Below are 22466 nucleotides of genomic sequence, written 5' to 3' on the forward strand. Positions count from 1 at the left end.
CGGAAGGCTGCGCGATGACCGCCGGAACCAGCAAGGACGCCGTGAAAGCGGCACTCACCACCCAGGCCCTGGAGACTCCCTCCTGGGCATACGGCAACTCCGGTACCCGCTTCAAGGTCTTCGCGCAGCCAGGTGTCCCGCGCACGACCCGGGAGAAGCTGGACGACGCCGCCCGGGTGCACGCCCACACGGGCACGGCGCCCAGGGTGGCCCTGCACATCCCCTGGGACAAGGTCGACGACTACGGCGCGCTCGCGGAGTACGCGACCGAGCGCGGCGTGACGCTCGGCGCGATCAACGCCAACGTCTTCCAGGACGACGACTACAAGCTCGGCTCGGTCACCAATCCGGACCCGACGGTCCGGCGCAAGGCACTCGAACACCTCCTGGAGTGCGTCGACATCATGGACGCGACGGGTTCACGCGACCTGAAGCTGTGGTTCTCGGACGGCACCAACTACCCCGGCCAGGACGATCTCCGCAGCCGCCAGGACCGTCTGGCGGAAGCCCTGCGGACGACGTACGACCGCCTCGGCGACGACCAGCGCATGCTCATCGAGTACAAGCTCTTCGAGCCCGCCTTCTACGCGACGGACATCCCGGACTGGGGCACGGCCTACGCCCACTGCCTGAAGCTGGGGCCGAAGGCGCAGGTCGTCGTCGACACCGGCCACCACGCGCCCGGCACCAACATCGAGTTCATCGTCGCCACGCTGCTGCGCGAGGGCCGCCTGGGCGGCTTCGACTTCAACTCGCGCTTCTACGCGGACGACGACCTGATGGCGGGCGCCGCGGACCCCTTCCAGCTCTTCCGGATCATGTACGAGGTCGTCCGGGGAGGCGGCCTGGACTCGGACATCGCGTTCATGCTCGACCAGTGCCACAACATCGAGGCGAAGATCCCCGCGATCATCCGCTCGGTGATGAACGTGCAGGAGGCAACGGCGAAGGCGCTCCTCGTCGACGCGGACGCCCTGGCCGAGGCCCAGCGGACCGGCGATGTGCTGGCCGCCAACGCCGTCCTGATGGACGCCTTCAACACCGACGTCCGCCCCCTACTGGCAGAAGTCAGGGAGGGCTCGGGGCTCGACCCTGATCCCATGAGGGCCTATCAGGAGTCAGGCTGGCAGGAGCGAATCGTCAAGGACCGCGTGGGCGGCGAGCAGGCCGGATGGGGGGCGTGAGCGACATGACGCAGCACGCACGGATCAAGGAACTCCTCGACCGCGCCCACCGCTTGGGCGCCGACCCGCGCAACACCAATTACGCGGGCGGCAACGCGTCGGCGAAGGGCACGTCCCCCGACCCGGTCACGGGCGCGGACACCGACCTGATGTGGGTCAAGGGCTCGGGCGGCGACCTGGGAACCCTCACCGAGGACGGCCTCGCGGTCCTGCGCCTGGACCGCCTCCACGCGCTGAAGGAGGTGTACGGCGGCGCGGACCACGAGGACGAGATGGTCGGCGCCTTCGACTACTGCCTGCACGGCAAGGGGGGCGCCGCCCCGTCCATCGACACGGCCATGCACGCCTTGGTGGACGCTCCACACGTGGATCACCTCCACCCGGACTCGGGCATCGCCCTGGCCTGCGCGGTGGACGGGGAGAAGCTGACGGCCGAGTGCTTCGGCTCGACGGTGGCCTGGGTGCCCTGGCGGCGCCCCGGCTTTCAGCTGGGCCTGGACATCGCGGCGGTGCAGGCGGCGAACCCCGACGCCATCGGCTGCGTCCTGGGCGGTCACGGCATCACGGCCTGGGGAGCCACGGCGCAGGAGTGCGAGCGCAACTCCCTGCACATCATCCGCACGGCGGAGGCGTTCCTTTCCGAACACGGAAAGCCTGCCCCGTTCGGCCCGCCCCTGGACGGGCACACCCCCCTCCCCACCGCGGCACGCCACCGCCGTGCGGCCGAACTGGCCCCGCACATCCGCTCGTTGGCGTCGACGGACCGCCCCCAGATCGGCCACTTCACCGACACGGAAGCCGTCCTGGACTTCCTGGCCTCCGCGGAGCACCCGCGCCTCGCGGCCCTGGGCACCTCCTGCCCCGACCACTTCCTCCGTACGAAGATCAGGCCCCTGGTCCTCGACCTGCCACCCACCGCGCCACTCCAGGAAGCCATCACCCGCCTCAAGGAGTTGCACGCGGCCTACCGAGAGGAGTACGCGGGCTACTACGCCCGCCACGCCGACCCGGCCTCTCCCGCGATGCGGGGCTCCGACCCGGCCATCGTCCTCATTCCCGGCGTAGGAATGTTCTCGTTCGGCAAGGACAAACAGACCGCACGCGTGGCAGGCGAGTTCTACGTGAACGCCATCAACGTCATGCGGGGCGCCGAGGCCGTCTCCACCTACGCTCCGATCGACGAGTCGGAGAAGTTCCGCATCGAGTACTGGCCGCTGGAAGAGGCCAAGCTCCAGCGCCTGCCCAAGCCCAAGCCACTGGCCACCCGCGTCGCCCTCGTGACGGGTGCGGGCAGCGGCATCGGCAAGGCGATAGCGCACCGCCTGGTGGCGGAGGGCGCGTGCGTGGCGGTCGCCGACCTCGACGCGGAGAACGCGGCGGCGGTGGCAGAAGAGCTCGGCGGCCCGGACAAGGCCGTGGCCATCCCCATGGACGTCACATCCGAGGAGCAGATCGCGCGGGCGTTCGCCGCTGCGGCGCTTGCCTTCGGCGGAGTCGACCTGGTGGTGAACAACGCGGGCATCTCCATCTCGAAGCCGCTGCTCGACACCACGGCCCGAGACTGGGACCTGCAGCACGACATCATGGCCCGCGGCTCGTTCCTCGTCTCCCGCGAGGCGGCCCGCGTCATGCGGGATCAGGCACTGGGCGGCGACATCATCTACATCACGTCCAAGAACGCGGTGTTCGCGGGCCCGAACAACATCGCGTACTCCGCCACCAAGGCGGACCAGGCCCACCAAGTGCGTCTGCTGGCCGCAGAGTTGGGCGAGTTCGGTATACGGGTGAACGGCATCAATCCGGACGGCGTGGTGCGGGGGTCAGGCATCTTCGCGGGCGGCTGGGGCGCGCAGCGCGCGGCGACGTACGGGATCGAGGAGGAGAACCTGGGCGAGTTCTACGCCCAGCGGACCCTCCTCAAGCGAGAGGTGCTCCCCGAGCACGTGGCCAACGCTGTCTTCGCCCTGACGGCAGGCGACCTCACCCACACGACAGGCCTGCACATACCCGTGGACGCGGGCGTCGCGGCGGCGTTCCTCAGGTAACCCGCCGCCCCGCCCGCCTCTCCGGCCGCGGCCGCGCAACCAACCGGAGGGGACGTGGCGGTATGTCCGCCCGGAGCACGGCACGTGGCGCTCCGGCGCCGCAGTAGCCCTGCGTGCACACCGAGATGGCGAGGACGGACATACCGGCGCGGCCCCGCACCGAAGAGCACCACGCGAACCACGGGCGACCCGCACTCGCCCCCGCACCATGCACCCACGCAAGACGCCGCACCACGCGACCACGCAAGACCCCGCACTCAACCTTCAACCCTGCGAGCCACCATGCCCATCGCCACCCCCGACCCCCGCTCCTCCCCTCACTCCTCCCCCCGCCCCTCGGACCACCACTTCGCCGCGATCGACCTGGGCGCATCCAGCGGGCGCGTCATGGTGGCGAAGGTCGGCGTCGACACACTCAGCCTCCTGGAAGCGCACCGCTTCCCCAACCGTCCGGTCCGCGCCGCCGGCACCCTGCACTGGGACATCCTCTCCCTCTACGACGGAATCCTGGACGGCATCCGCGCCGCAGGCTCTGCCGCCCCCCTCACCTCCATCGGCATCGACGGCTGGGCAGTCGACTACGGCCTCCTCGACTCGGACGGCGCCCTCCTCGGCAACCCGGTGCACTACCGCGACACCCGCACCGAGGGCATCGCCGCCAAGGCATGGACGACCGTCCCGCCCACCGACCTCTACGCCATGACGGGCATCCAGTACGCCCCTTTCAACACCCTGTACCAACTACTGGCCGCGCAGGGGTCCGCCCAACTCGCCACCGCCAAACGCCTGTTGCTCGTACCGGACCTGCTGACGTACTGGCTGACGGGTGAACTCGGCACAGAGCTGACGAACGCCTCCACCACACAGCTGATGGACCCCGGGACGGGCGACTGGTCGCACGAGGTAGCGACGCGCCTGGGCATCGACCTGGGACTGTTCCCTGCCGTGCGGCGCCCCGGCGAGCCGGCGGGCCGACTTCTCCCCCAGGTCCTCGACGACACCGGCCTGACCTCGCCCACCCCCATCACGACGGTCGCCTCGCACGACACCGCGTCAGCCGTCGCCGCCGTCCCCGCCACGACCGACGACTTCGCCTACATCTGCACCGGCACCTGGTCGCTGGCAGGCCTGGAACTGGCCGCCCCCATCCGCACGGAGGAGAGCCGCGAAGCGAACTTCACCAATGAGCTGGGCATAGACGGAACAGTCCGCTTTCTGCGCAACATCATGGGGCTGTGGCTGCTGCAGGAGTGCCTGCGCACCTGGAACACAGGCGCAAGCGCCCCCACCCTGGAAACGCTGCTGATCGAGGCCGCCACCGCCCCCGCCCTGCGCTCCCTCGTCGACGCGGCGGACCCCGCCTTCCTGCCCCCCGGCGACATGCCGCAGCGCATCGCCCGAGCCTGCGAGGCCACGGGCCAGCCCGCCCCCCGCACCCCCGCCGAGACGACACGCTGCGTCCTCGACTCCCTGGCCCTGGCCCACCGCCGGGCCATCGAGGACGCCCAACGCCTCGCGGACCGAGCCGTGGACGTGGTGCACATAGTCGGCGGCGGGGCCCGCAACGCGCTCCTGTGCCAACTCACCGCGGACGCCTGCGGACTGCCCGTCGTCGCGGGCCCGGCAGAGGCGGCGGCGCTGGGCAACGTACTTGTCCAGGCCAGGGCGCATGGCCTGATAGCCGGAGGTCGCCACGAGATGCGCGCCCTGCTGGCCCGCACCCAACAGCTGACTCGCTACGAGCCGAACCACGACCCGGCGAGCAGGACCGCGTGGGAGGAGGCCTCCCGACGTGTCCTCCCATGACGCGCCCCCGCATCATGACTCCCGCAAAGCGTGCGCAGCGCATACGCTGCACTCATCCGATGATCGACGAGGAGGAACCCGCGATGCGTGTCGCTCTGTTCCTGACCTGTGTCAATGACACGCTCTATCCCGACACAGGCCGAGCAGTGGTGAAACTGCTGACCAGGCTGGGAGTTGACGTCGACTTCCCGATGGCGCAGACCTGCTGCGGGCAGGCGCACTACAACACGGGTTACCGCCACCAGGCAGAGCCGCTCGCCCGTCATTTCTCCGATGTCTTCGGGGCGGACGAGTACGACGCGATCGTCACACCATCCGGTTCGTGCGGCGCGATGGTCCGCGAGCTCTACCCCCGCATGGGAGAACGCGCCCGCGACGAGGGCCGGGGTGGCGGCCTGGCGGCGACGCTGGCACCCGTCGTTCCCAAGACGTACGAACTCACCGAGTTCCTGGTGGACGTCCTCGGTGTGACGGACGTCGGGGCGTACTACCCGCACACGGTGACATACCACCCGACCTGCCACGGCCTGCGCGGTCTCGGCCTGGGTGACCGCCCCACCCGGCTGCTCCGGGCGGTCAAGGGCCTTGAGCTGCTCGAGCTCCCGGGCGCGGACGAATGCTGCGGCTTCGGCGGCACCTTCGCGATGAAGAACTCCGATGTCTCGTCGGCGATGGGCACGGACAAGGTGCGCAACGCCGAGTCGACGGGCGCCGACGCCCTGTGCGCGGCGGACAACTCCTGTCTGATGCACATCGGGGGCACGATGTCCCGCCTCAGGAGCGGCCTGCGCCCGGTCCACATCGCGGAGATCCTGGCGAGCACGGAAGAGGAACCCCTGTCATGAGCGGCATGAGCGACACGAGCGGCACATTCGTGGGCATGCCCGCCTTTCCCGCGGCCGCCCACGAGGCCATGGGCAACAAGACCCTGCGCGCCAATCTGCGGCACGCCACGCACACCATCCGCGACAAACGAGCCCGCGCCGTCGCCGAACTGGACGACTGGGCCCAGCTCCGCGAGGCGGGCAAGCGGATCAAGGACGAGACGCTGCGCCATCTCGACCGCTATCTGGTCCAGTTGGAGGAATCGGTCACGGCGGCGGGCGGCACCGTGCACTGGGCGGCGGACGCCGACGAGGCCAACCGGATCGTCGCCGACCTGGTCAAGGCAACCGAAGAATCCGAGATCGTCAAGGTCAAGTCCATGGCGACCCAGGAGATCGGCCTCAACGAAGCTCTCGAGGCCGAGGGCATCGCCGCGTACGAGACCGACCTCGCCGAACTCATCGTGCAACTCGGCAAGGACCGTCCCTCACACATCCTCGTGCCCGCCATCCACCGCAACCGCGGGGAGATCCGCGAGATCTTCGCGCGCGAGATGGGCGAGTGGGGCCGCCCCGCCCCTGACGGCCTCACCGACACCCCCGCCGAACTCGCCGAGGCCGCCCGCCTCCACCTCCGGGAGAAGTTCCTGCGCGCCAAGGTCGGCGTCTCCGGGGCCAACTTCATGGTCGCCGAGACGGGCACCCTGGTCGTCGTCGAGTCGGAGGGCAACGGCCGCATGTGCCTGACGCTCCCCGAAACGCTGATCTCGGTGGTCGGCATCGAGAAGATCGTGCCGACCTGGCGGGACCTGGAGGTCTTCCTCCAAACACTCCCCCGCTCCTCGACGGCCGAGCGGATGAACCCGTACACGTCGATGTGGACCGGCACCACCGACGAGGACGGGCCGCGCGACTTCCACCTCGTCCTCCTCGACAACGGCCGCAGCGACACGCTCGCCGACAAGGTCGGCCGCCAGGCGCTGCGCTGCATCCGCTGCTCCGCCTGCCTCAACGTCTGCCCCGTGTACGAACGAGCCGGAGGCCACGCCTACGGCTCGGTCTACCCCGGCCCCATCGGAGCGATCCTCAGCCCTCAACTCCGGGGCACACAGAGCGAGATCGATGCCTCGCTCCCCTACGCGTCGTCCCTCTGCGGCGCCTGCTACGAGGTGTGCCCGGTGGCCATCGACATCCCCGAAGTCCTCGTCCACCTGCGGGAGCGCGTGGTCCAGGGCGGCGAAGTGACACGGCACGGTACGAAGGTGACACTGCGGCCCGCCAAGGGGCACGCCGCGGAGCGTGCGGCGATGCGCGCGGCGGGCTGGGCGTTCGGCCGGCCGGGAGCGCTGCGTGCCGGACAACGTCTGGCGTCCGGGACCCGGCGTATGCACCCGCGCACACTTCCCGGGCCGGGGCGGGCATGGAGCGGGACACGGGATCTGCCGAAGGTGCCGGCGGAGCCGTTCCGCGACTGGTGGCGGCGTACGAACGGCGGCCAGGTGGAGAAGGCGCGGAAGGGCGGCACGAAGTGAGCAGCAGGGGCCGGATCCTGGGCCGCGTCCGACGGGCACTGGCCGACGTACGCGACGGCGAGGAGCAGGAGGAGAGGGACGCCGAGACCACCGAGACCACAGCCGTCCCCCGCGACTACCTGCGTGAACACGGCGACCGCACCACCGGGCAGACCGTCGACCTGCTGGCGGAGAACCTCGCCGACTATCGCGCGCTCGTGCACCGCTGCGCGGACGAGGAGCTGTCGCAGCTGCTCGGGCGCCTGCTCGCCGCGCGCGGCGCACGGACCGTGCTCGCGCCGCCCGGTCTCCCGCCGTCCTGGCTGGGGGCCTGCGACGCGACCCGCGTCGAGGACCGTGCCGCGAGCACTCCGCATGAGCTCGACGCGGTCGACAGCGTCGTCACCGCCTGCGCGGTCGCCGTCGCCGAGACCGGCACGATCGTCCTGGACGGCGGCCCCGACCAGGGCCGTCGGCGGATCACGCTCGTCCCCGATCACCACATCTGTGTCGTACGGGTCCCGGACCAGGTGGTCTCCTCCATCCCGCAGGCACTCGAACGGCTCGACCCCGCCCGCCCGCTGACCTGGATCTCGGGACCGTCCGCCACCAGCGACATCGAACTGGACCGGGTGGAGGGCGTGCACGGCCCGCGCACCCTGGAGGTGGTGCTGGTGAGCGGAGTGTGAGGGCCGCGGTTAGCGTGAGGGCATGATCCGGTTCGAGCAGGTGAGCAAGCGCTACCCGGACGGCACGATGGCCGTGGACGATCTGTCCTTCGAGGTCGCCGAGGGGGAACTGGTCACGCTCGTCGGCCCTTCCGGGTGCGGCAAGACGACCACGATGATGATGGTGAACCGCCTCATCGAGCCGACCGCGGGCCGCATCTTCGTGAACGACGAGAACATCGCGGACGTCGACCCGGTCCGCCTTCGCCGCCGCATCGGCTATGTCATCCAGCAGGTGGGGCTCTTCCCGCACCGGACGGTCCTCGACAACACGGCGACCGTTCCCGCGCTGATCGGCTGGAAGAAGGCGAAGGCGCGGGCGCGGGCGGCCGAGCTGCTCGACCTGGTGGGCCTCGACCCGAAGACGTACGGCCCCCGCTACCCCGAACAGCTGTCCGGCGGGCAGCGCCAGCGGGTGGGCGTGGCACGTGCCCTGGCCGCCGATCCGCCCGTACTCCTCATGGACGAGCCGTTCGGGGCGGTCGACCCGGTGGTGCGCGAGCAGTTGCAGGACGAGTTCCTGCGGATGCAGGCGGCGGTCCGCAAGACGGTTCTCCTGGTCACGCACGACATCGAGGAGGCGGTCAGGCTCGGTGACCGGATCGCGGTCTACGGGCAGGGACGCATCGAGCAGTACGACACGCCCGGTGCGGTCCTCGGCACTCCGGCGACGCCGTACGTCGCCGGGTTCGTGGGCGCCGACCGCGGCCTGAAGCGGCTCTCGGTCACCGAGATCCAGCCGGACGACCTGGAGCAGCCGACGGTGGTCCGGGTCGACGAGCCCGCCGCGCATGCCGCGGCCCGGCTGCGCGAGGAGGGCGCCCGCTGGGGCGTCGTCCTGGACACGGACGGAGATCTGCACGGCTGGGTCGGCATCGACGAGGTGGCCCTCGCCGGAGAAGGCGGCAGAGTCGGTGATCTGGCTCATCGCATGAAGGCGTGGGTCCCGGTGGGCGCCCCGCTCAAACAGGCGTTCGGTGTGATGCTCCAGCACGACGCGGGCTGGGTCGCGGTCCTGGACGGTGCTCGCTTCCTCGGCGTGCTGACCCCGGCGAAGCTTCACGAGGCACTGCGCCGCTCGGTGGACGCGGACGCGCAGGGCGTGGCGCGGGACGAGGTGGAGTTCGACTCCGTCGCCGACGCCTGACGCCACACCACGGGCCTCACAGCACGCTCACACACGGGCCTCACAGCACGCTCACACCACGGGCCTCACGCCACGGGTGTCACAGCAGCCCCTTCTCCTCCAAGTACGTCCGGGCGACGTCCTGCGGCAGCCGGCGCCAGCTGTCCACCTGTTCGTTCATGGACGCCAGGTCCTTGGTCGTCAGTACGGAGTTGAGGCGGCCGAGTGCTTTCGAGACGCCCTCGCTGCCCGCTCGGGAACGGTTGACGACCGGGACGATGTAGTCGGCGTTCTGTAGTTTCTTGTCGTCCTTCAGCAGGACGAGGCCGAAGTTGTCGAGCGTGGCGTCCGTCGACGTCGTCAGGACCATCTGGTCCTGACCGCTCTGCACGGCCTTCTTGGCCTGGGTCGTGCCCACGCCCTTGGGGTCGACGGAGGTGATGTCGATGCCGTAGACCTTCTTCAGGCCGGGTTCGCAGTACGGGCGTTGCACGCATTCGTCGCCCGCGGCGAGGCGCACCTTCAGGCCGGACTTTCCGAGGTCGCTCAGGGTCTTGAGGTGGTGTTGCTCGGCGAAGGACGACGTGACCGCGAACGCGTTCTGGTCCACGGCCTTCCCCGGGTCGAGGACAGTGAGGCCGCGCGGGGTGGCCAGTGCGCGCAGGGCCTTCATCGTGGCGTCCAGGTCGGGCGAGCCGACCGGCTTCGCGTCCGCGCCGTTCTTCTTGGCGTTCAGCCAGTCCGCGAATGTCGCCGCGTACTCGGGCACGACGTCGATCTGCCCGGACTCCAAGGCGGGTTCGTACAGCTCGCGGTTGGCCACGGAGAGGATCTCCGCGCTGTATCCGGCCTTCTGCAGGAGCAGGGAGTACATCTGGGCGAGCAGATCGCTCTCGGTGAATCCCGCGGAGCCGACGACCAGGTGATGGCTGTCGCCGGGTGGCGCGGTGACCTCGCCCTGGGTCTCCAGGGACGGTCCCGAGGAGCACCCGCCCAGCAGCAGGGCGACCCCGGCAGCAGCAGCCGTACCCCACCCTGCGGGCCACCACCTCATCCCGTACGTCCCCTCCCCCGTGCGCCGTCTCATCCGGTCCGTCCTCTCCCCCGCGCCCATCCGGGGGCGAGCCGTTCACCGATCTCGAAGAGTCCCTCGACGATCAGCGCGAACACGGCGACCAGCACGGCGCCCGCCACCACCTGTGGGGTGCTCGCGAGGTTGAAGCCGGCCGTGATGATCCGGCCGAGTCCCCCGCCGCCCGCGAGGGCCGCGATCGTGGCGGTGGCCACGAGCTGCACGGCGGCGATCCGCACTCCGCTGAGGACCAGCGGCATCGCGAGCGGCAGTTCGACCCTCCAGAGCATCTGCCGTCCGGTCATGCCCATGCCCCGCGCGGCCTGTACGACGCTCCGGTCGACCCCGCGCATACCGACATAGGCGTTGGTGAGCAGCGGCGGCACGGCGAACAGGACGAGCGCGACGACGGTGGGTCCCTCGCCCCAGCGTCCGATGGGGGTGAGGAGCAGCAGGACAAGGACCGCGAAGGTCGGCACCGCGCGGCCGACGTTGGAGATGTTGACCGCGAGGGCGCCGCCCTTGCCGAGGTGGCCGAGGACGAGCGCGACCGGCAGCGCGATCAGACAGCTCAGCAGCAGGCACACGACGGTGAGGACGAGGTGCTGGGTCAGCCGGTGCCAGATGCCGTCGTCGCCCGCCCAGTGGGCCGAGTCGGTGAGCCACTGCCAGGCGTCACTGATGGTGTTCATGAGCGGACCGCCCTCGTCCACGGAGTGAGGATCCGCTGCACGCCGAGCAGCAGCAGATCGGCCAGTACGGCAATGACGACACACAGCACGGATGCGGTCAGTACCTGCGCCTTGAAGTAGGTGTTCATCCCCGTGTAGATCAGGTTGCCGAGCCCGCCGAAGCCGACGATCGCGCCGACCGTGAGGAGGGAGACCGCGGAGACGGTGGCGATGCGCAGGCCTGCCATGGCGGCGGGCAGCGCCAGTGGCAGTTCGATGGTGAGCAGGAGCCGGATCGGTCCGTAGCCCATGCCGCGGGCGGCCTGCCGGGTGTCCTCGGGCACGGAGCGCAGGCCGGCCAGGATGTTGCGGACGAGCAGTGTCAGTGAGTACAGGACGAGCCCCGCGACCACGAGGGACGCGGACAGGCCGTACACGGGAAGCAGCAGCGAGAACATCGCGAGCGAGGGGATCGTGTAGAGGATCGTGGTCAGCGCGAGGACGGGGCCGGCCGCCAGGGCCCAGCGGCGGGCGACGACGGCCAGCGGTACGGCGATGACGAGCGCGATGAGGACGGAGACGGCGGTCAGCTCCAGATGCTGGAGGACCGCGTCGACGATGATCTGGCGGCGGGTGCTCAGATACTCACCGCAGATCCACTCGTTGCGCGCGAGGCAGTCGTCCGGGGGCGCGGTCACGTGTTCATTCCAGCGGGCGGTGCATGGGACGGCGCGTTCTGGTCCCCCGTACGGGCGGCGACCCCGGGGTCACGAATCACCTACGACTACGCATAAAGAAAAAATAAGCGCAGAATGGACGTGCGCGACATTCCGCCGCGCAAGGTCATCAGGCCTGCATCGAGCAGAGGAGACGAGTCTCATGGCCGACGTCTCACACAGGGGAGACATAGCCGCTCACCCTGACGTATCCGAAATGCGGGATCGGTACGCCCGTGTTCTCGGTGGAAAAGATGTGGCGCTAGTGGACGGACCTGTGTTCCTCACGGGTCTCTTCTGTGCCATCTCCCCGTGGGTGGTCCACTTCACCACGAGCCAGCCAGTCCTCACGACGCACAACCTCATCATGGGCATCGCGATCGGCCTGCTGGGTCTCGGGTTCACCGTCGCGCCTGCCAGGATGTACGGCCTGAGCTGGGCCATGTGCGCCATGGGTGCATGGATGATCGTGTCGCCGTGGGTCGTCGGCACGAGCCCTGACGCGGGCGTCATCCTCACCAACATCATCATCGGCGGCCTCACCCTCCTGTTGGGCCTCGTGTGCATCGGCGCAGCGGCGAAGGAGGGCCGCAAGACGAACCCGGCCTGACCGAGGAGGTCAGAACGAGGAGGTCAGAACGAGGAGGTCAGAACGAGGAACGCGCGGCAGAGACACCGACAGCGACCCCCGGATCGGCGGAGAGCCGGGAGCCGCTGTCGGCTGTGCGGGCGGTGCGAGCGGTGTCGGATGAGGTCCGCTTCAGGGCCGCGTCGCGTCAGGCGGCGCGGCTCACCCCGCCCTGGTGGCCGCGGATGATGTCGGCATAGCGCAGACCGCTGCCCTTGACGGTGCGGCGCTGCGTCTCGTAGTCGACGTGCACCAGGCCGAACCGCTTGTCGTAGCCGTAGGCCCACTCGAAGTTGTCGAGCAGCGACCACGCGTAGTACCCGGCCAGAGGCGCTCCCTTGCGGGCGGCGCTCGCGCAGGCGGCGAGATGCCGGACCAGATAGTCGGTGCGCTCCGGGTCGTCGATCGTGCCGTCGGGGCGTACGACGTCGGGGTAGGACGAGCCGTTCTCGGTGACGTACAGCTTGCGCGCGCCGTAGTCGTTCGTGAGGCGCAGCAGCAGGGTCTCGATGCCGTTCGCGTCGATCTCCCAGTCCATGCCGGTGCGGGGCACGCCTTCGCGGCGCTCCTGGTGGGCGTAGGGCGCCGGTCCCGCGGGGTCGTCGGAGACGACGGCCGGGAAGTAGTAGTTCAGGCCCAGCCAGTCGAGCGGCTGCGCGATGGTCGCCAAGTCGCCCGCCCGCTCCGGGAGTTCGACCCCGTAGACGTCCCGCATGTCGGCGGGGAAACCGCGGCCGTGCACCGGGTCGAGCCACCAGCGGTTGGTGTGGCCGTCCACACGGCGGGCGGCGGCCACGTCCTCGGGGCGGTCGCTCGCGGGCTCGACCGTGGAGAGGTTGTTGACGATGCCGATCTGCGCGCCGGGTGCCGCGGCGCGGATGGCCTGGGTGGCGAGACCGTGTCCGAGCAGCAGGTGGTACGAGGCGCGCACGGCGGCGGTCAGGTCGGTGAGGCCGGGCGCCATCCGGCCTTCGAGGTGGCCGATCCATGCCGAGCAGAGGGGTTCGTTGAGCGTCGCCCACTGGGTGACGCGGTCCCCGAAACGCTCCGCGGCGACGGAGGCGTACGCCGCGAAGTGCTCGGCCGTCTCCCGCTCGGGCCAGCCGCCGCGGTCCTGGAGTACCTGCGGCAGGTCCCAGTGGTAGAGCGTCACCGACGGCGTGATGCCCGCGTCGAGCAGAGCGTCGATCAACTGGTCGTAGAAATCGAGGCCCTTGGCGTTGGCCGGCCCGTCGCCGCCCGGTACGACGCGCGGCCAGGCGAGGGACAACCGGTAGGCGTTGGTGCCCAGTTGCTTCATCAGCGCGATGTCCTCGCGCCAGCGGTGGTAGTGGTCGCAGGCCACGTCACCGTGATCGTCGTTGTCGATCTTTCCTGGGGTGTGCGAGAAGGTGTCCCAGATCGAGGGTGAACGGCCGCCTTCAAAGACGGCGCCCTCGATCTGGTACGCCGATGTGGCCGTGCCCCACGCGAAGTCGTGCGGAAGTGCGGCAAGGTCGATGAGCTCGGACACAGACGTCCTCTCAGACGGGGTGGTGACAGGGAAGTGGGTCACTTGACGGCTCCGGCGGTGAGGCCGGCGACCAGGTAGCGCTGGAGCAGGAGGAAGCCCGCCACCACGGGGATGCTCACGACCAGCGACGCGGCCATGATCTGGTTCCAGTAGACGTCGTTCTGGGTGGAGTAGCCCTGCAGACCGATGGCGAGGGTGCGGGTGGCGTCGTTCGTCATGACGGAGGCGAAGAGCACTTCTCCCCACGCGGTCATGAACGCGTAGACGGCGACGGCGACGATGCCGGGGATCGCGGCGGGCACGACGACCTTGAAGAGCGCGCCGATCGGCCCGCAGCCGTCGACGAGCGCCGCCTCGTCCAGATCGCGCGGCACCGAGTCGAAGTACCCGATCAGCATCCAGATCGAGAACGGCAGCGAGAAGGTCAGATACGTGAGGATGAGCCCGCCCCGAGAGCCGAACAGGGCGATCCCCGTGGCGTTGCCGATGTTGACGTACATCAGGAACAGCGGCAGCAGGAACAGGATGCCGGGGAACATCTGGGTGGACAGGACCGTCACCGTGAAGACGCGCTTGCCCCGGAACTGGTAGCGGCTGACGGCGTAGGCGGCGAAGACGGCGATCACCACCGAGCAGACGGTGGCCGCGCCCGCCACGATCAGCGAGTTCATGAAGTACTTCGCCAGCGGAACGGTCTTCCAGATGTCGATGTACGGGCGGATCGTGAGCCCGCTCGGCATCCAGCGGAACTTGCCCGACACGTCTTCGAGGGGCTTGAGCGAGCTGGAGACCATCACGAACACCGGAAGCAGCACGAAGCCCGTGAGCAGCGTGAGGAAGATCCGCCGAGACCAGAGGAACGAGCGGGGTGCCGCCATCGGCGACCGGGGCTTCGCGGCCCCGCGGGGCCGCGCGGCCGTGCGGACGCTAGACATGAGCGGACTTCCTCTCGCGCGAAGTGACCCACAGATAGACGCCCGTCACGGCGAGCAGGAACAGGAGCAGCAGGACGGACATGGCGGAGCCGGTGCCGAAGTTCCAGGTGACGAACGAGGACTGGTAGATGTGGATCGAGACGAGGTCCGCCGCCTCGGGCGCCGACCTGCCGAACAGGACGTACGGCGTGTTGAAGTCGTTGAACGTCCACAGGAACAGGACGAGCACGAGGACCTGGTTGACGGAGCGCAGGGACGGCAGCGTGATGCGGCGGATCTGCTGCCACATGCCCGCGCCGTCGAGCGCGGCCGCCTCGTACATCTCTCTGGGGATGTTCTGCAGCCCGGCCATCATGATGAGGAAGGCGAAGGGCCAGCCCTTCCACACCGACACGGTGAGCAGCGCGACGAAGCTGTTGTCGCCGATGAGCCAGAACGGCGCGCTGTCGGTGAGGCCCAACTGGTCGTGCAGCACGTGGTTGATGAGGCCGTTGTCACGCTGGAACATGAAGCCCCAGGTGATCACCGCCGCGTAGACGGGCAGTGCGTACGGGACGAGGAAGAGCGCTCTGAGGAAGCCCCGCCCCTTGAACGTCTCCTGCAGATAGATCGCGGCGGTCGTCCCGATCAGCCAGCACAGGCCCACCGAGAGCAGTGTGAAGGCGCAGGTGACGAAGAACGAGTGCAGCAGTGCCTCGCCCACCGGTGCGTCGAAGTCGACCGCGATCTCGTAGTTGTCCAGGCCGGACCAGGGCGCGGCGCCCCAGTCGCGGATGAAGAACTGGGTGAGCTCCTTGAAGCTCATCGTGATGCCGATGACGATCGGCAGCAGATGGACGAGGAGTTCGAGCAGGAGGGCGGGAAGCAGCAGGAGGTACGGCAGGCCGATGCGGCGGAGCCGGCCGGGACGGCGGGGCCGCGGGCCCCGCCGTCCCGTCTCCGGGGCGGTCACGGCCGGCTCCTTCGCACCCTGAAGGACGGTGGTGGTCATGGACGTGTCGCTCACTGCTGGGACATCTGCTGCTGAGCCTTGACCAGTTCGGCCTTCACCGACGCGGTGGTGACCTCACGGCCGTCCGCGGCGTTCGCGAAGAGATTCTTGACCGCGGTGCCGACCGCGGTCTCGAACTGCGACTCGTTGGCCACCTGGGGCAGCGGCGCGGCGCTCTTGGCGAGGGTGTCGCGCAGGACCTTCAGCTCGGGACGGTCGAAGGCGGCGTCCTCCTGTGCCGCCTTGACGGGCGGCACGGAGCCGTAGGACTCGCAGAGGATCTTCTGTTCCGCGTCGCTCGTCATGAACTTCACGAATTTCAGTGAGCCGTCGACGTTCTTGGTGTTCTTGAAGACGGCCATGTTGATGCCGGCGACCATCGAGTTGGTGGCCTTGCCCTGGCCCGGAGCGCCGGAGCCGACGGGAACGGGCGCCACGCCCCACTCCTCGTCGCTCATGCCCTGCGACTTGAAGGTGGTGGCAGCGGCCTGCCACAGCACCATCGCCGTCTTGTCCTTGGCGAAGTCGCTCAGGGACTGGTTCTGCGCGTACTCCGCGTTGCCCGGCGCGATGATCTTGTCCTTCGCCATCATGTCGACGTACTGCTTCACGGCCGCGACCGCGCCGTCGGAGGTGAAGTCGGCCTTGCCCTCCGGGGTGAAGAAGTCGGCGCCGTGCTGCTTGCCGAGGGCGAAGACCTGGTGGATGTTGTTGGAGAGGTTCGCCCCCTCGGCGCCCAGGGCCCACTTCCCGCCCTTGGAGATCTTCTTGCCGTCCTCGACCATCTCGTCCCAGGTGGCGGGCGGCTTGTCTATGCCGGCCTCCTTGAACATCTTTTTGTTGTAATAGAGGGCGTACGCCATGGAGTACAGCGGCACCGCTGCGGGGTCCTTGTCCGGCCCTCCGGCCGAGCCGAGCGCGGACTCCACGAAGCGGTCCTTGCCGCCGATCTTCGCGAAGTTCTTCTCGTCCCAGGGCAGCAAAGCCCCGCTGGCCTGCAGCGACGCGCTCCAGGTGTTGCCGATGTTCAGGACGTCGGGGCCCTGGCCCGAGGTCGTCGCGGTCAGGATCCGGTTGAGCAGCTCCGACCACGGGATGACTTCGAGCTTGACCTTGATCCCCGTCTGCTTCTCGAACTTGGCGAGCTCGGGCTTGAGGATCTTCTTGTCCGCCTCGACGTTGGGTCCTTGGTTCGACGCCCAGTAGGTCAGCGTCTTCGGTGAGTCGTTGGACCCCGCTCCGCCCGACGTCGAACCGCCGCCGCAGGCGGACGCGGTGAGGGCGAGCGAGAGAGTGGCGGCGCCGACGGCGGCGGCTCGGAATCTGCGCATGGCTCCAGGTGTCCCTTCCGGAGGGAGTCATGGGGAGGATGGCTGGCCCAGCGCCGGGTCGAGCAGCGCCGCGTTCAACTCTTGAATGCCCTCATGACTTAATTTAGGACGTGAGTTAAACCGGCAGGGAAGATACCGTCAAGGGGTCACACAGAACCAACTTCGAGGCAGAGCAGGCCGGAAGGAACCACATGGCTGGGCAGCGCAACGGGCGTACGGTGCACGACCTGCGGCGGGAGAACCGCGCCGCCGTACTGCAGCGGCTGTACTTCGAGGGACCGATGAGCCGCTTCACGCTCGGGCCCGCCACCGGGCTGAGTTCAGGTTCCATCAGCAATGTCGTGGCCGAGCTGGTGACGGAGGGGTGGGTGGAGGAGGCGGGCAGCGTGGAGTCCGACGGCGGACGCCCGCGTACGCTGCTGCGGGTGGCGCCAGGACGCGGTCAGCTGATCGGCGTGGACGTCGGCGAGACCCGCGTACGCGTCGAACTCTTCGACCTCTCGCTGTCCGAACTCGCCAGGGCAGAGCGGCCGTTGACCCTGAAGGGCCACGACGTCAGCGGCATCGCCGAGCACATCCGTGACGGGATCGCCGAGGTGCTCGGTGCGGCGGGCGTCACGGAGGAGGGACTCCTCGGCGTCGGGATCGGCGTACCCGGAATCGTCGCGCGCGACGGCGAACTCGGTGCCGTCGTGCACGGGCAGACCATCGGCTGGAACGCGGTCCCGCTGGAATCACTGCTGCGCGGGGCAGGCCGGGGGGCGACGCAACTCCCCGACTCCGTCCCGTACTTCATCGACAACGGCGCCAAGACACTCGGCCAGGCGGAGATGTGGTTCGGCGCGGGGCGCGGGACACGCGACGCGGTGGTGGTCCTGTTCGGCTCGGGTGTCGGCGCGTGTGTCGTCACCGAGGACGTGGAGCAGGGCCGCGCCGTCGAGTGGGGTCATCTCACCGTGCGGGTACAGGGCAGACGGTGCCGGTGCGGGGCCCTTGGCTGCCTGGAGGCGTATGCGGGGGCGGAGGCGCTGCTCGAACGGTGGCAGGAGGCGGGTGGACGCCCGCCCGGGGGAACGGATGAGGAGAGCGCGCTCACCGCCATGCTCAACGCCGCCTACCCGGAGGGCGACGGCGCGGCCGACCCGACGGCCCTGGCAGTGCTGGAGGAGACCGCCGAGTACCTGGGAGCGGGCCTCGCCGACCTGATCAACCTCTTCCAGCCGGAGCGGATCCTCGTCGGCGGCTGGGCCGGGCTCCAGCTCGGCCAGCGCTTCTTGACCGCGGTGAAGCGCTACATCCCCACCTACGCCCTCTCCTACCCGGCGGGGCGCGTCACCATCGACCTGGGCCGTCTCGGCCCGGACGCGGTGACGGTCGGGGCCGCGACGCTGCCGCTCGCCGACTTCTTCGCGCGCGGCGGCCGACGCGCGGCGCCGGTACGCGAGGCCGAACTGCCGGGCTGGCAAACCGCGTTGGAGGGGCGATCGCCGTCCTAGGGCTGTTCCGCCGCGGCCCCGGAGGCGGCCCGCTCGCCGCCGGAACGCGGGTGGTCGTCGGCGGTGGCGGCCTGCGCGAGAAGGCTCACGGCTTCCAGCGACGGTGCCAGGCTCGGTGCCGGCGAGCAGTCTTCTCGGTGCCACTCACACGATGGCACTCCCCTTCGTCTTCGACCTCGGGCCGGATCAACTGCACGGCACCTACGCCCCGTTCGACTCCGAGAACCTTCCTCCCGACCTGGCTCCACGGATGCACGGATGCACGCCGCGTGGATCCGCTTCGCCCGGACCGGCGACCCCGGCTGGGTCACGTACGACACCCGGCGCCGGGCCGCGATGGTCATCGGCCTCCGCTGGTCGGTGCGTGAGGACCCCCGCGGCGATGTGCGCCGGGCGTGGAGGCGGTCAGGTGAGCGGGCGTGGGCGGGTGGGGCGGCGGCCCGTGCCTGCCGATGAAACGGTATGAACTCATTGCTCGACCGGGCCGCCGCCCGCCTCTTTCCCGACGTCGAGGACCACCATGGCGTGCTGCCTCCGCTCCTTGTCGTGTTGACCTTCGCCACGGGCCTCGTCGACGCCGTCAGCTACCTCGGTCTCGACCGTGTCTTCGTCGCCAACATGACCGGCAATGTCGTCTTCCTGGGCTTCGCGCTCGCGGGCGACGTGCAGCTGTCCGCGACAGCCTCACTCCTCGCGGTCGGCGCGTTCGTGGCCGGCGCGTGGGCAGGCGGGCGGATCGCGCCGCGGATCGCGCAGCCGCTGCGGCTGTTGGCGCTCCTTGTCGCGGCGCACGCCGTGCTGGTGACGGCCGCCCTGGTGCTCGACCTCGTGGTCGACGCCCGGCACGTCCTGATCGTGCTGCTCGCTCTCGGAATGGGGCTGCAGAACGCCGTGGTCCGCAGACTCGCCGTACCCGATCTGACCACCACCGTCCTCACCATGACCCTGACGGGCCTGGCCTCCGACCGGCCGGTCCCCGCGTTCACGCGCAGGTTCGCGGCCGTCGCGGCGATGTTCGCCGGGGCCCTCGCGGGCGGGCTCCTTCAGCTCCACCACGGCACGGCCGCCGCGCTGGCGCCGGCACTTCTCCTGCTGGCCCTGGTAGCTCTTACGGCGTCGCTGCGGGATGCGGCCGAGTCGCGTGCGAGCTGAACCGCCTACCGCCCTCCCTCGACGAGCCGGGCGAGATTCGCCAGTGCCATGCGCGTCCCCGTCTCGTTGTCTGCGGCGGGCACGCTGTCGGGGATCCCTTCGTGCACGACCAGGACATCGGTTCCGCCGTCCGCGTCGGTGAGCGTGGTCGTCATCGTCATGGTGGCGCCGAGCACGGGATCCTGCGTCTCGAACCGCAGCACTTCGACCACCTGCTCGTCCGGTACGAGCTTCGCGAAGTGGCCGTGGTACGTGTCGGTGTGCGAGGCCGACTTGCCGGTGCCCGCCTGTCCGTCGTAGGTGAGCGAGATACGGAACCGCCCGCCCGCACGGGCATCGAAGGCGTGCACATGACTGCTCATGCCGTCCGGAACACGCCAGCGCGCGATCGCGTCCGCGTCCAGAAGGGCCTGGTAGACGGCCGTGCGCGGGGCGTTCACGTGCCCGGACACCTGTGTCGAGTACATGAGGACCAATCTAGGACGCTGACCGCACGCGCGGGCCCTCGTCCTCTTCCGGAAGCCGGCCGCCCAGGCGTGCCAGCGGGGAGAGGGCCATGAAAAGCGGGGACAGTGCCAGGCACACGGCGGTCAGGAGCAGACTCGCGCGCAACCCCCAGGCGCCGGCCAGGAGACCGCCGAGCAGCGATCCGAAGGGCGTCAGGCCCATGCCGACGAAGTTGATGGTCGCGACGACGCGTCCCTGCATCGACACGGGCGTGATGGCCTGCCGTACGGCCATGAGTGTGACGTTGACCAGCTGGCTGAAGACGCCGAAGACGAAGTTGATCGCCATGAGCGAGCCGATGGTGGCGGCCGCGGATCCGTGCAGGGCGGGCACGCAGAGCATGACGCCGTCGGCGAGGACCGCTGAGGCCACCACCACTCTGCCGTAGCCGAACCTCTCCGGCAGCCTCGCCGAGAGCAGCGAACCCACCACCGCGCCCGGCCCCATGGCGGCGAGCGCCAGGCCGACCGCCATGCCGGACAGGTGCAGTTCGCGCGGCAGGAAGAGCAGGTAGACGGTCATCACGGCCGCGAACGAGAACTGGAAGAGGGCAGAGGCAAGTCCCACGGCCCGCAACGACGTGTTGCTGAGGACGAAGCGGAGGCCGTCCTGTATCTGTCGCCAGACGCCCGGAGCCCGCTCGGCACGGCCCGCACGCTCGGCTCGCTCGGCTCGCTCGGCACGATCGGCCCGCTCAGGCAGCGTCTCGCGTCGGCGGATGCGCCGGATCGACACGAAGGACAGCGCGAAGAAGAACGCCCCGGCCACGGTGGCGACCGGCGCGGAGAACAGCGACACCATCGCGCCACCGATCGCGGGCCCGCCGATCTGTGCCGCGGATCTGCTGCCTTCGAGCGCGCTGTTGCCCGCGAGCAACCGGTCGCGGTCCAACAGCCGTACGAGCGACGCCTGGTAGGCCACATCGAAGAACACGCTGAGGACACCGACGAGGAAGGCGACCACGAGCAGCGCGGGAAGCCCGAGCAGCCCGAGCATGTACGCGAGAGGGATCGCGGTCAGCGCCAGGGCCCGCCCGAGATCCGCGACGACCATCACGTTGCGAGCGCGCCGACGGTCCACCCACGCGCCCGCGAGGAGCGAGAAGAGCAGGATCGGCGCCTGCTCCACCGCGCGCAGGGCGCCGAGTTGGCCGGCACCGACGTCGAGTGCCACCACGGCGACTAGCGGCAGGGTCACCTGACTCGCCTGCGCTCCCAGCTGCGAGGCGGTCTGCCCCAGCCAGAGTCTGCGGAAGTCGGCGTCCCGCCAGAGGCTCGATGGAGGGCGCACGGAATCGGCACGAGAAGCGAACGGCACAGGGGCCCCTTGAGGCAGAGTACGTTTCGCCGTGCCGCAACTCATGGGCAGCACGCGATTGACAGGTCGATGGCGACCTACGAGTCAACGCGCGCTTCAGTGACCGGGCATTCCAACTCCTCGGATATCACGTGGTGTTGGCCATCCTCGGGCACGAGTTCACGAAGTGCCACCTCTTATCCTCGGCCGGTGACCCGCCACACGCCCTTGCTCCGGTCCGCAGAAGAGCCCTGGTCGGCGAACCGGCCAGGGCCGTGCCTCGTGGAAGCGTCAGGCGGCGGCAGGCGCGGCCTTTTCGGTGAGGCGGGTGACGATCCCGGTGAGGGCGGTGGCCACCTCGGTGTCGTCGGCCGGGTGGGTCTCGGCGAAGCGCGTCAGGGAGGCGGGGATGGAGAGCTTGGCGTCCTCGACGACCACACCGCCGGCGAGGCCCGCGGCCTTGCGGGCCTCGTCCTGCGCCCACACGCCGCCGTACTGGCCAAAGGCCGTGCCGACGACGGCGACCGGCTTGCCGGAGATCGCACCGGCGCCGAACGGCCGGGACAGCCAGTCGATCGCGTTCTTGAGGACCGCCGGCATGGTGCCGTTGTACTCGGGCGAGAAGAGCAGGAAGGCGTCGGCGCCGCCGGCCACCTCGCGCAGGCGGACCGCGGCAGCCGGGACACTGCCCTCGACGTCGATGTCCTCGTTGTAGAAGGGCAGGTCCGCGAGGCCCTCGAACAGCTCGATGTCCACACCGGCGGGCGCGTGCTTCGCGGCGGCCTCGGCGAGCTGGCGGTTGTGGGAGCCGGCGCGGAGGCTGCCGACGAGGGCGAGGATGCGTACAGACATGGCGGAACTCCTGAAAAGTGCGGACGGAACTCATCGGGTAAGAAATCAAGCGGACCGAGGTCCGTTTAAAGTTGTACCACCT

General features: G+C 69.6%; 21 protein-coding genes. 11 read left to right on the forward strand and 10 right to left on the reverse strand.

Translation table 11 applies throughout. The annotated features are described in order from the left end of the window. Window positions 1-14 precede the first annotated feature (14 nt). The 7 genes from rhaI (at window position 15) to ACZ5WE_RS09050 (ending at window position 9245) form a co-directional block, all read left to right on the forward strand. Window positions 15-1184 (forward strand): L-rhamnose isomerase, encoded by a 1170-nt coding sequence (rhaI, locus tag ACZ5WE_RS09020; protein WP_467684313.1) that lies wholly within the window; start codon window positions 15-17, stop codon window positions 1182-1184. A gap of 5 nt (window positions 1185-1189) precedes the next feature. Continuing rightward, window positions 1190-3229, forward strand: a complete 2040-nt coding sequence (locus tag ACZ5WE_RS09025) for a bifunctional aldolase/short-chain dehydrogenase (RefSeq protein ID WP_467684311.1) — start codon at window positions 1190-1192, stop codon at window positions 3227-3229. 387 nt (window positions 3230-3616) lie between these two features. After that, window positions 3617-5035, forward strand: a complete 1419-nt coding sequence (locus ACZ5WE_RS09030) for a rhamnulokinase (protein WP_467685168.1) — start codon at window positions 3617-3619, stop codon at window positions 5033-5035. Window positions 5036-5118: 83 nt separating this feature from the next. Then, window positions 5119-5880, forward strand: a complete 762-nt coding sequence (locus tag ACZ5WE_RS09035; RefSeq protein ID WP_467685166.1) for a (Fe-S)-binding protein — start codon at window positions 5119-5121, stop codon at window positions 5878-5880. Then, window positions 5877-7391 (forward strand): LutB/LldF family L-lactate oxidation iron-sulfur protein, encoded by a 1515-nt coding sequence (locus tag ACZ5WE_RS09040; RefSeq protein WP_467684310.1) that lies wholly within the window; start codon window positions 5877-5879, stop codon window positions 7389-7391. Before ACZ5WE_RS09035 ends, ACZ5WE_RS09040 begins: the two co-directional genes overlap by 4 nt. Next, window positions 7388-8059, forward strand: coding sequence for a LutC/YkgG family protein (locus tag ACZ5WE_RS09045; RefSeq protein WP_467684309.1), 672 nt, complete (start codon window positions 7388-7390; stop codon window positions 8057-8059). The genes ACZ5WE_RS09040 and ACZ5WE_RS09045 overlap by 4 nt, the downstream gene beginning before the upstream one ends. A 22-nt stretch (window positions 8060-8081) precedes the next feature. Then, a complete protein-coding gene (locus ACZ5WE_RS09050; protein WP_467684307.1) occupies window positions 8082-9245 on the forward strand; it encodes an ABC transporter ATP-binding protein in 1164 nt (387 codons plus the stop codon). A 79-nt stretch (window positions 9246-9324) separates the two neighbouring features. Here the strand turns inward: ACZ5WE_RS09050 and ACZ5WE_RS09055 are convergent, their stop codons facing one another. The 3 genes from ACZ5WE_RS09055 to ACZ5WE_RS09065 are packed head-to-tail and all read right to left on the reverse strand — an operon-like array spanning window position 9325 to window position 11665. Then, window positions 9325-10278 carry an ABC transporter substrate-binding protein gene (locus ACZ5WE_RS09055; RefSeq protein WP_467685164.1) on the reverse strand — a complete coding sequence of 318 codons (954 nt, stop codon included), beginning with the start codon at window positions 10276-10278 and terminating at the stop codon, window positions 9325-9327. 29 nt (window positions 10279-10307) lie between these two features. Beyond that, window positions 10308-10988, reverse strand: a complete 681-nt coding sequence (locus ACZ5WE_RS09060) for an ABC transporter permease (protein WP_399388189.1) — start codon at window positions 10986-10988, stop codon at window positions 10308-10310. After that, window positions 10985-11665, reverse strand: coding sequence for an ABC transporter permease (locus ACZ5WE_RS09065; RefSeq protein ID WP_467684305.1), 681 nt, complete (start codon window positions 11663-11665; stop codon window positions 10985-10987). The genes ACZ5WE_RS09060 and ACZ5WE_RS09065 overlap by 4 nt, the downstream gene beginning before the upstream one ends. Before the next feature lie 181 nt (window positions 11666-11846). Between ACZ5WE_RS09065 and ACZ5WE_RS09070 the strand changes: the two genes are divergently transcribed. Then, window positions 11847-12293 carry an SPW repeat protein gene (locus tag ACZ5WE_RS09070; protein ID WP_467684303.1) on the forward strand — a complete coding sequence of 149 codons (447 nt, stop codon included), beginning with the start codon at window positions 11847-11849 and terminating at the stop codon, window positions 12291-12293. 166 nt (window positions 12294-12459) lie between these two features. Here ACZ5WE_RS09070 and ACZ5WE_RS09075 read toward each other — a convergent pair whose 3' ends face one another. The 4 genes from ACZ5WE_RS09075 to ACZ5WE_RS09090 are packed head-to-tail and all read right to left on the reverse strand — an operon-like array spanning window position 12460 to window position 17081. Further along, window positions 12460-13824, reverse strand: coding sequence for a GH1 family beta-glucosidase (locus ACZ5WE_RS09075; RefSeq protein WP_467684301.1), 1365 nt, complete (start codon window positions 13822-13824; stop codon window positions 12460-12462). Between the two features lie 38 nt (window positions 13825-13862). Beyond that, window positions 13863-14759 (reverse strand): carbohydrate ABC transporter permease, encoded by an 897-nt coding sequence (locus ACZ5WE_RS09080; RefSeq protein ID WP_467684300.1) that lies wholly within the window; start codon window positions 14757-14759, stop codon window positions 13863-13865. After that, window positions 14752-15750, reverse strand: a complete 999-nt coding sequence (locus ACZ5WE_RS09085) for a carbohydrate ABC transporter permease (RefSeq protein ID WP_467684298.1) — start codon at window positions 15748-15750, stop codon at window positions 14752-14754. The genes ACZ5WE_RS09080 and ACZ5WE_RS09085 overlap by 8 nt, the downstream gene beginning before the upstream one ends. An 11-nt stretch (window positions 15751-15761) precedes the next feature. Beyond that, the gene (locus ACZ5WE_RS09090) at window positions 15762-17081 is read right to left on the reverse strand and encodes an ABC transporter substrate-binding protein (protein ID WP_467684296.1); all 1320 of its coding nucleotides are present in this window, start codon (window positions 17079-17081) and stop codon (window positions 15762-15764) included. Between the two features lie 191 nt (window positions 17082-17272). Here ACZ5WE_RS09090 and ACZ5WE_RS09095 point away from each other — a divergent pair, with 191 nt between their 5' ends. The 3 genes from ACZ5WE_RS09095 to ACZ5WE_RS09105 all read left to right on the forward strand — a co-directional run bounded on the left by ACZ5WE_RS09095 (window position 17273) and on the right by ACZ5WE_RS09105 (window position 19729). After that, a complete protein-coding gene (locus ACZ5WE_RS09095; protein ID WP_467684294.1) occupies window positions 17273-18577 on the forward strand; it encodes an ROK family transcriptional regulator in 1305 nt (434 codons plus the stop codon). A 258-nt stretch (window positions 18578-18835) separates the two neighbouring features. Further along, window positions 18836-19033: a hypothetical protein gene (locus tag ACZ5WE_RS09100; protein WP_467684292.1), complete on the forward strand. Its 198-nt coding sequence runs from the start codon at window positions 18836-18838 to the stop codon at window positions 19031-19033. Window positions 19034-19039: 6 nt separating this feature from the next. After that, entirely contained in the window at window positions 19040-19729 is a 690-nt protein-coding gene (locus ACZ5WE_RS09105) for a YoaK family protein (protein ID WP_467684290.1), read from the forward strand. Between the two features lie 5 nt (window positions 19730-19734). Here ACZ5WE_RS09105 and ACZ5WE_RS09110 read toward each other — a convergent pair whose 3' ends face one another. From ACZ5WE_RS09110 to ACZ5WE_RS09120, 3 genes are all read right to left on the reverse strand, one after another. Further along, on the reverse strand, window positions 19735-20196 hold the full coding sequence (locus tag ACZ5WE_RS09110; RefSeq protein WP_467684288.1) for an SRPBCC domain-containing protein: 462 nt from the start codon (window positions 20194-20196) through the stop codon (window positions 19735-19737). Window positions 20197-20206: 10 nt separating this feature from the next. Continuing rightward, the gene (locus ACZ5WE_RS09115; protein WP_467684287.1) at window positions 20207-21598 is read right to left on the reverse strand and encodes an MFS transporter; all 1392 of its coding nucleotides are present in this window, start codon (window positions 21596-21598) and stop codon (window positions 20207-20209) included. 225 nt (window positions 21599-21823) lie between these two features. Then, window positions 21824-22384, reverse strand: a complete 561-nt coding sequence (locus tag ACZ5WE_RS09120) for an NAD(P)H-dependent oxidoreductase (RefSeq protein WP_467684286.1) — start codon at window positions 22382-22384, stop codon at window positions 21824-21826. Window positions 22385-22466: the final 82 nt, after the last annotated feature.

The organism is Streptomyces sp. NPDC033180 (assembly GCF_055577645.1).

Coding starts and splice junctions, on each gene's coding strand:
- rhaI (WP_467684313.1), top strand. CDS start 15: ATGACCGCCGGAACCAGCAAGGACGCCGTGAAAGCGGCACTCACCACC.
- ACZ5WE_RS09025 (WP_467684311.1), top strand. CDS start 1,190: ATGACGCAGCACGCACGGATCAAGGAACTCCTCGACCGCGCCCACCGC.
- ACZ5WE_RS09030 (WP_467685168.1), top strand. CDS start 3,617: ATGGTGGCGAAGGTCGGCGTCGACACACTCAGCCTCCTGGAAGCGCAC.
- ACZ5WE_RS09035 (WP_467685166.1), top strand. CDS start 5,119: ATGCGTGTCGCTCTGTTCCTGACCTGTGTCAATGACACGCTCTATCCC.
- ACZ5WE_RS09040 (WP_467684310.1), top strand. CDS start 5,877: ATGAGCGGCATGAGCGACACGAGCGGCACATTCGTGGGCATGCCCGCC.
- ACZ5WE_RS09050 (WP_467684307.1), top strand. CDS start 8,082: ATGATCCGGTTCGAGCAGGTGAGCAAGCGCTACCCGGACGGCACGATG.
- ACZ5WE_RS09055 (WP_467685164.1), bottom strand. CDS start 10,278: ATGAGGTGGTGGCCCGCAGGGTGGGGTACGGCTGCTGCTGCCGGGGTC.
- ACZ5WE_RS09060 (WP_399388189.1), bottom strand. CDS start 10,988: ATGAACACCATCAGTGACGCCTGGCAGTGGCTCACCGACTCGGCCCAC.
- ACZ5WE_RS09070 (WP_467684303.1), top strand. CDS start 11,847: ATGGCCGACGTCTCACACAGGGGAGACATAGCCGCTCACCCTGACGTA.
- ACZ5WE_RS09080 (WP_467684300.1), bottom strand. CDS start 14,759: ATGTCTAGCGTCCGCACGGCCGCGCGGCCCCGCGGGGCCGCGAAGCCC.
- ACZ5WE_RS09085 (WP_467684298.1), bottom strand. CDS start 15,750: ATGACCACCACCGTCCTTCAGGGTGCGAAGGAGCCGGCCGTGACCGCC.
- ACZ5WE_RS09090 (WP_467684296.1), bottom strand. CDS start 17,081: ATGCGCAGATTCCGAGCCGCCGCCGTCGGCGCCGCCACTCTCTCGCTC.
- ACZ5WE_RS09095 (WP_467684294.1), top strand. CDS start 17,273: ATGGCTGGGCAGCGCAACGGGCGTACGGTGCACGACCTGCGGCGGGAG.
- ACZ5WE_RS09100 (WP_467684292.1), top strand. CDS start 18,836: ATGCACGCCGCGTGGATCCGCTTCGCCCGGACCGGCGACCCCGGCTGG.
- ACZ5WE_RS09105 (WP_467684290.1), top strand. CDS start 19,040: ATGAACTCATTGCTCGACCGGGCCGCCGCCCGCCTCTTTCCCGACGTC.
- ACZ5WE_RS09110 (WP_467684288.1), bottom strand. CDS start 20,196: ATGTACTCGACACAGGTGTCCGGGCACGTGAACGCCCCGCGCACGGCC.
- ACZ5WE_RS09115 (WP_467684287.1), bottom strand. CDS start 21,598: ATGAGTTGCGGCACGGCGAAACGTACTCTGCCTCAAGGGGCCCCTGTG.
- ACZ5WE_RS09120 (WP_467684286.1), bottom strand. CDS start 22,384: ATGTCTGTACGCATCCTCGCCCTCGTCGGCAGCCTCCGCGCCGGCTCC.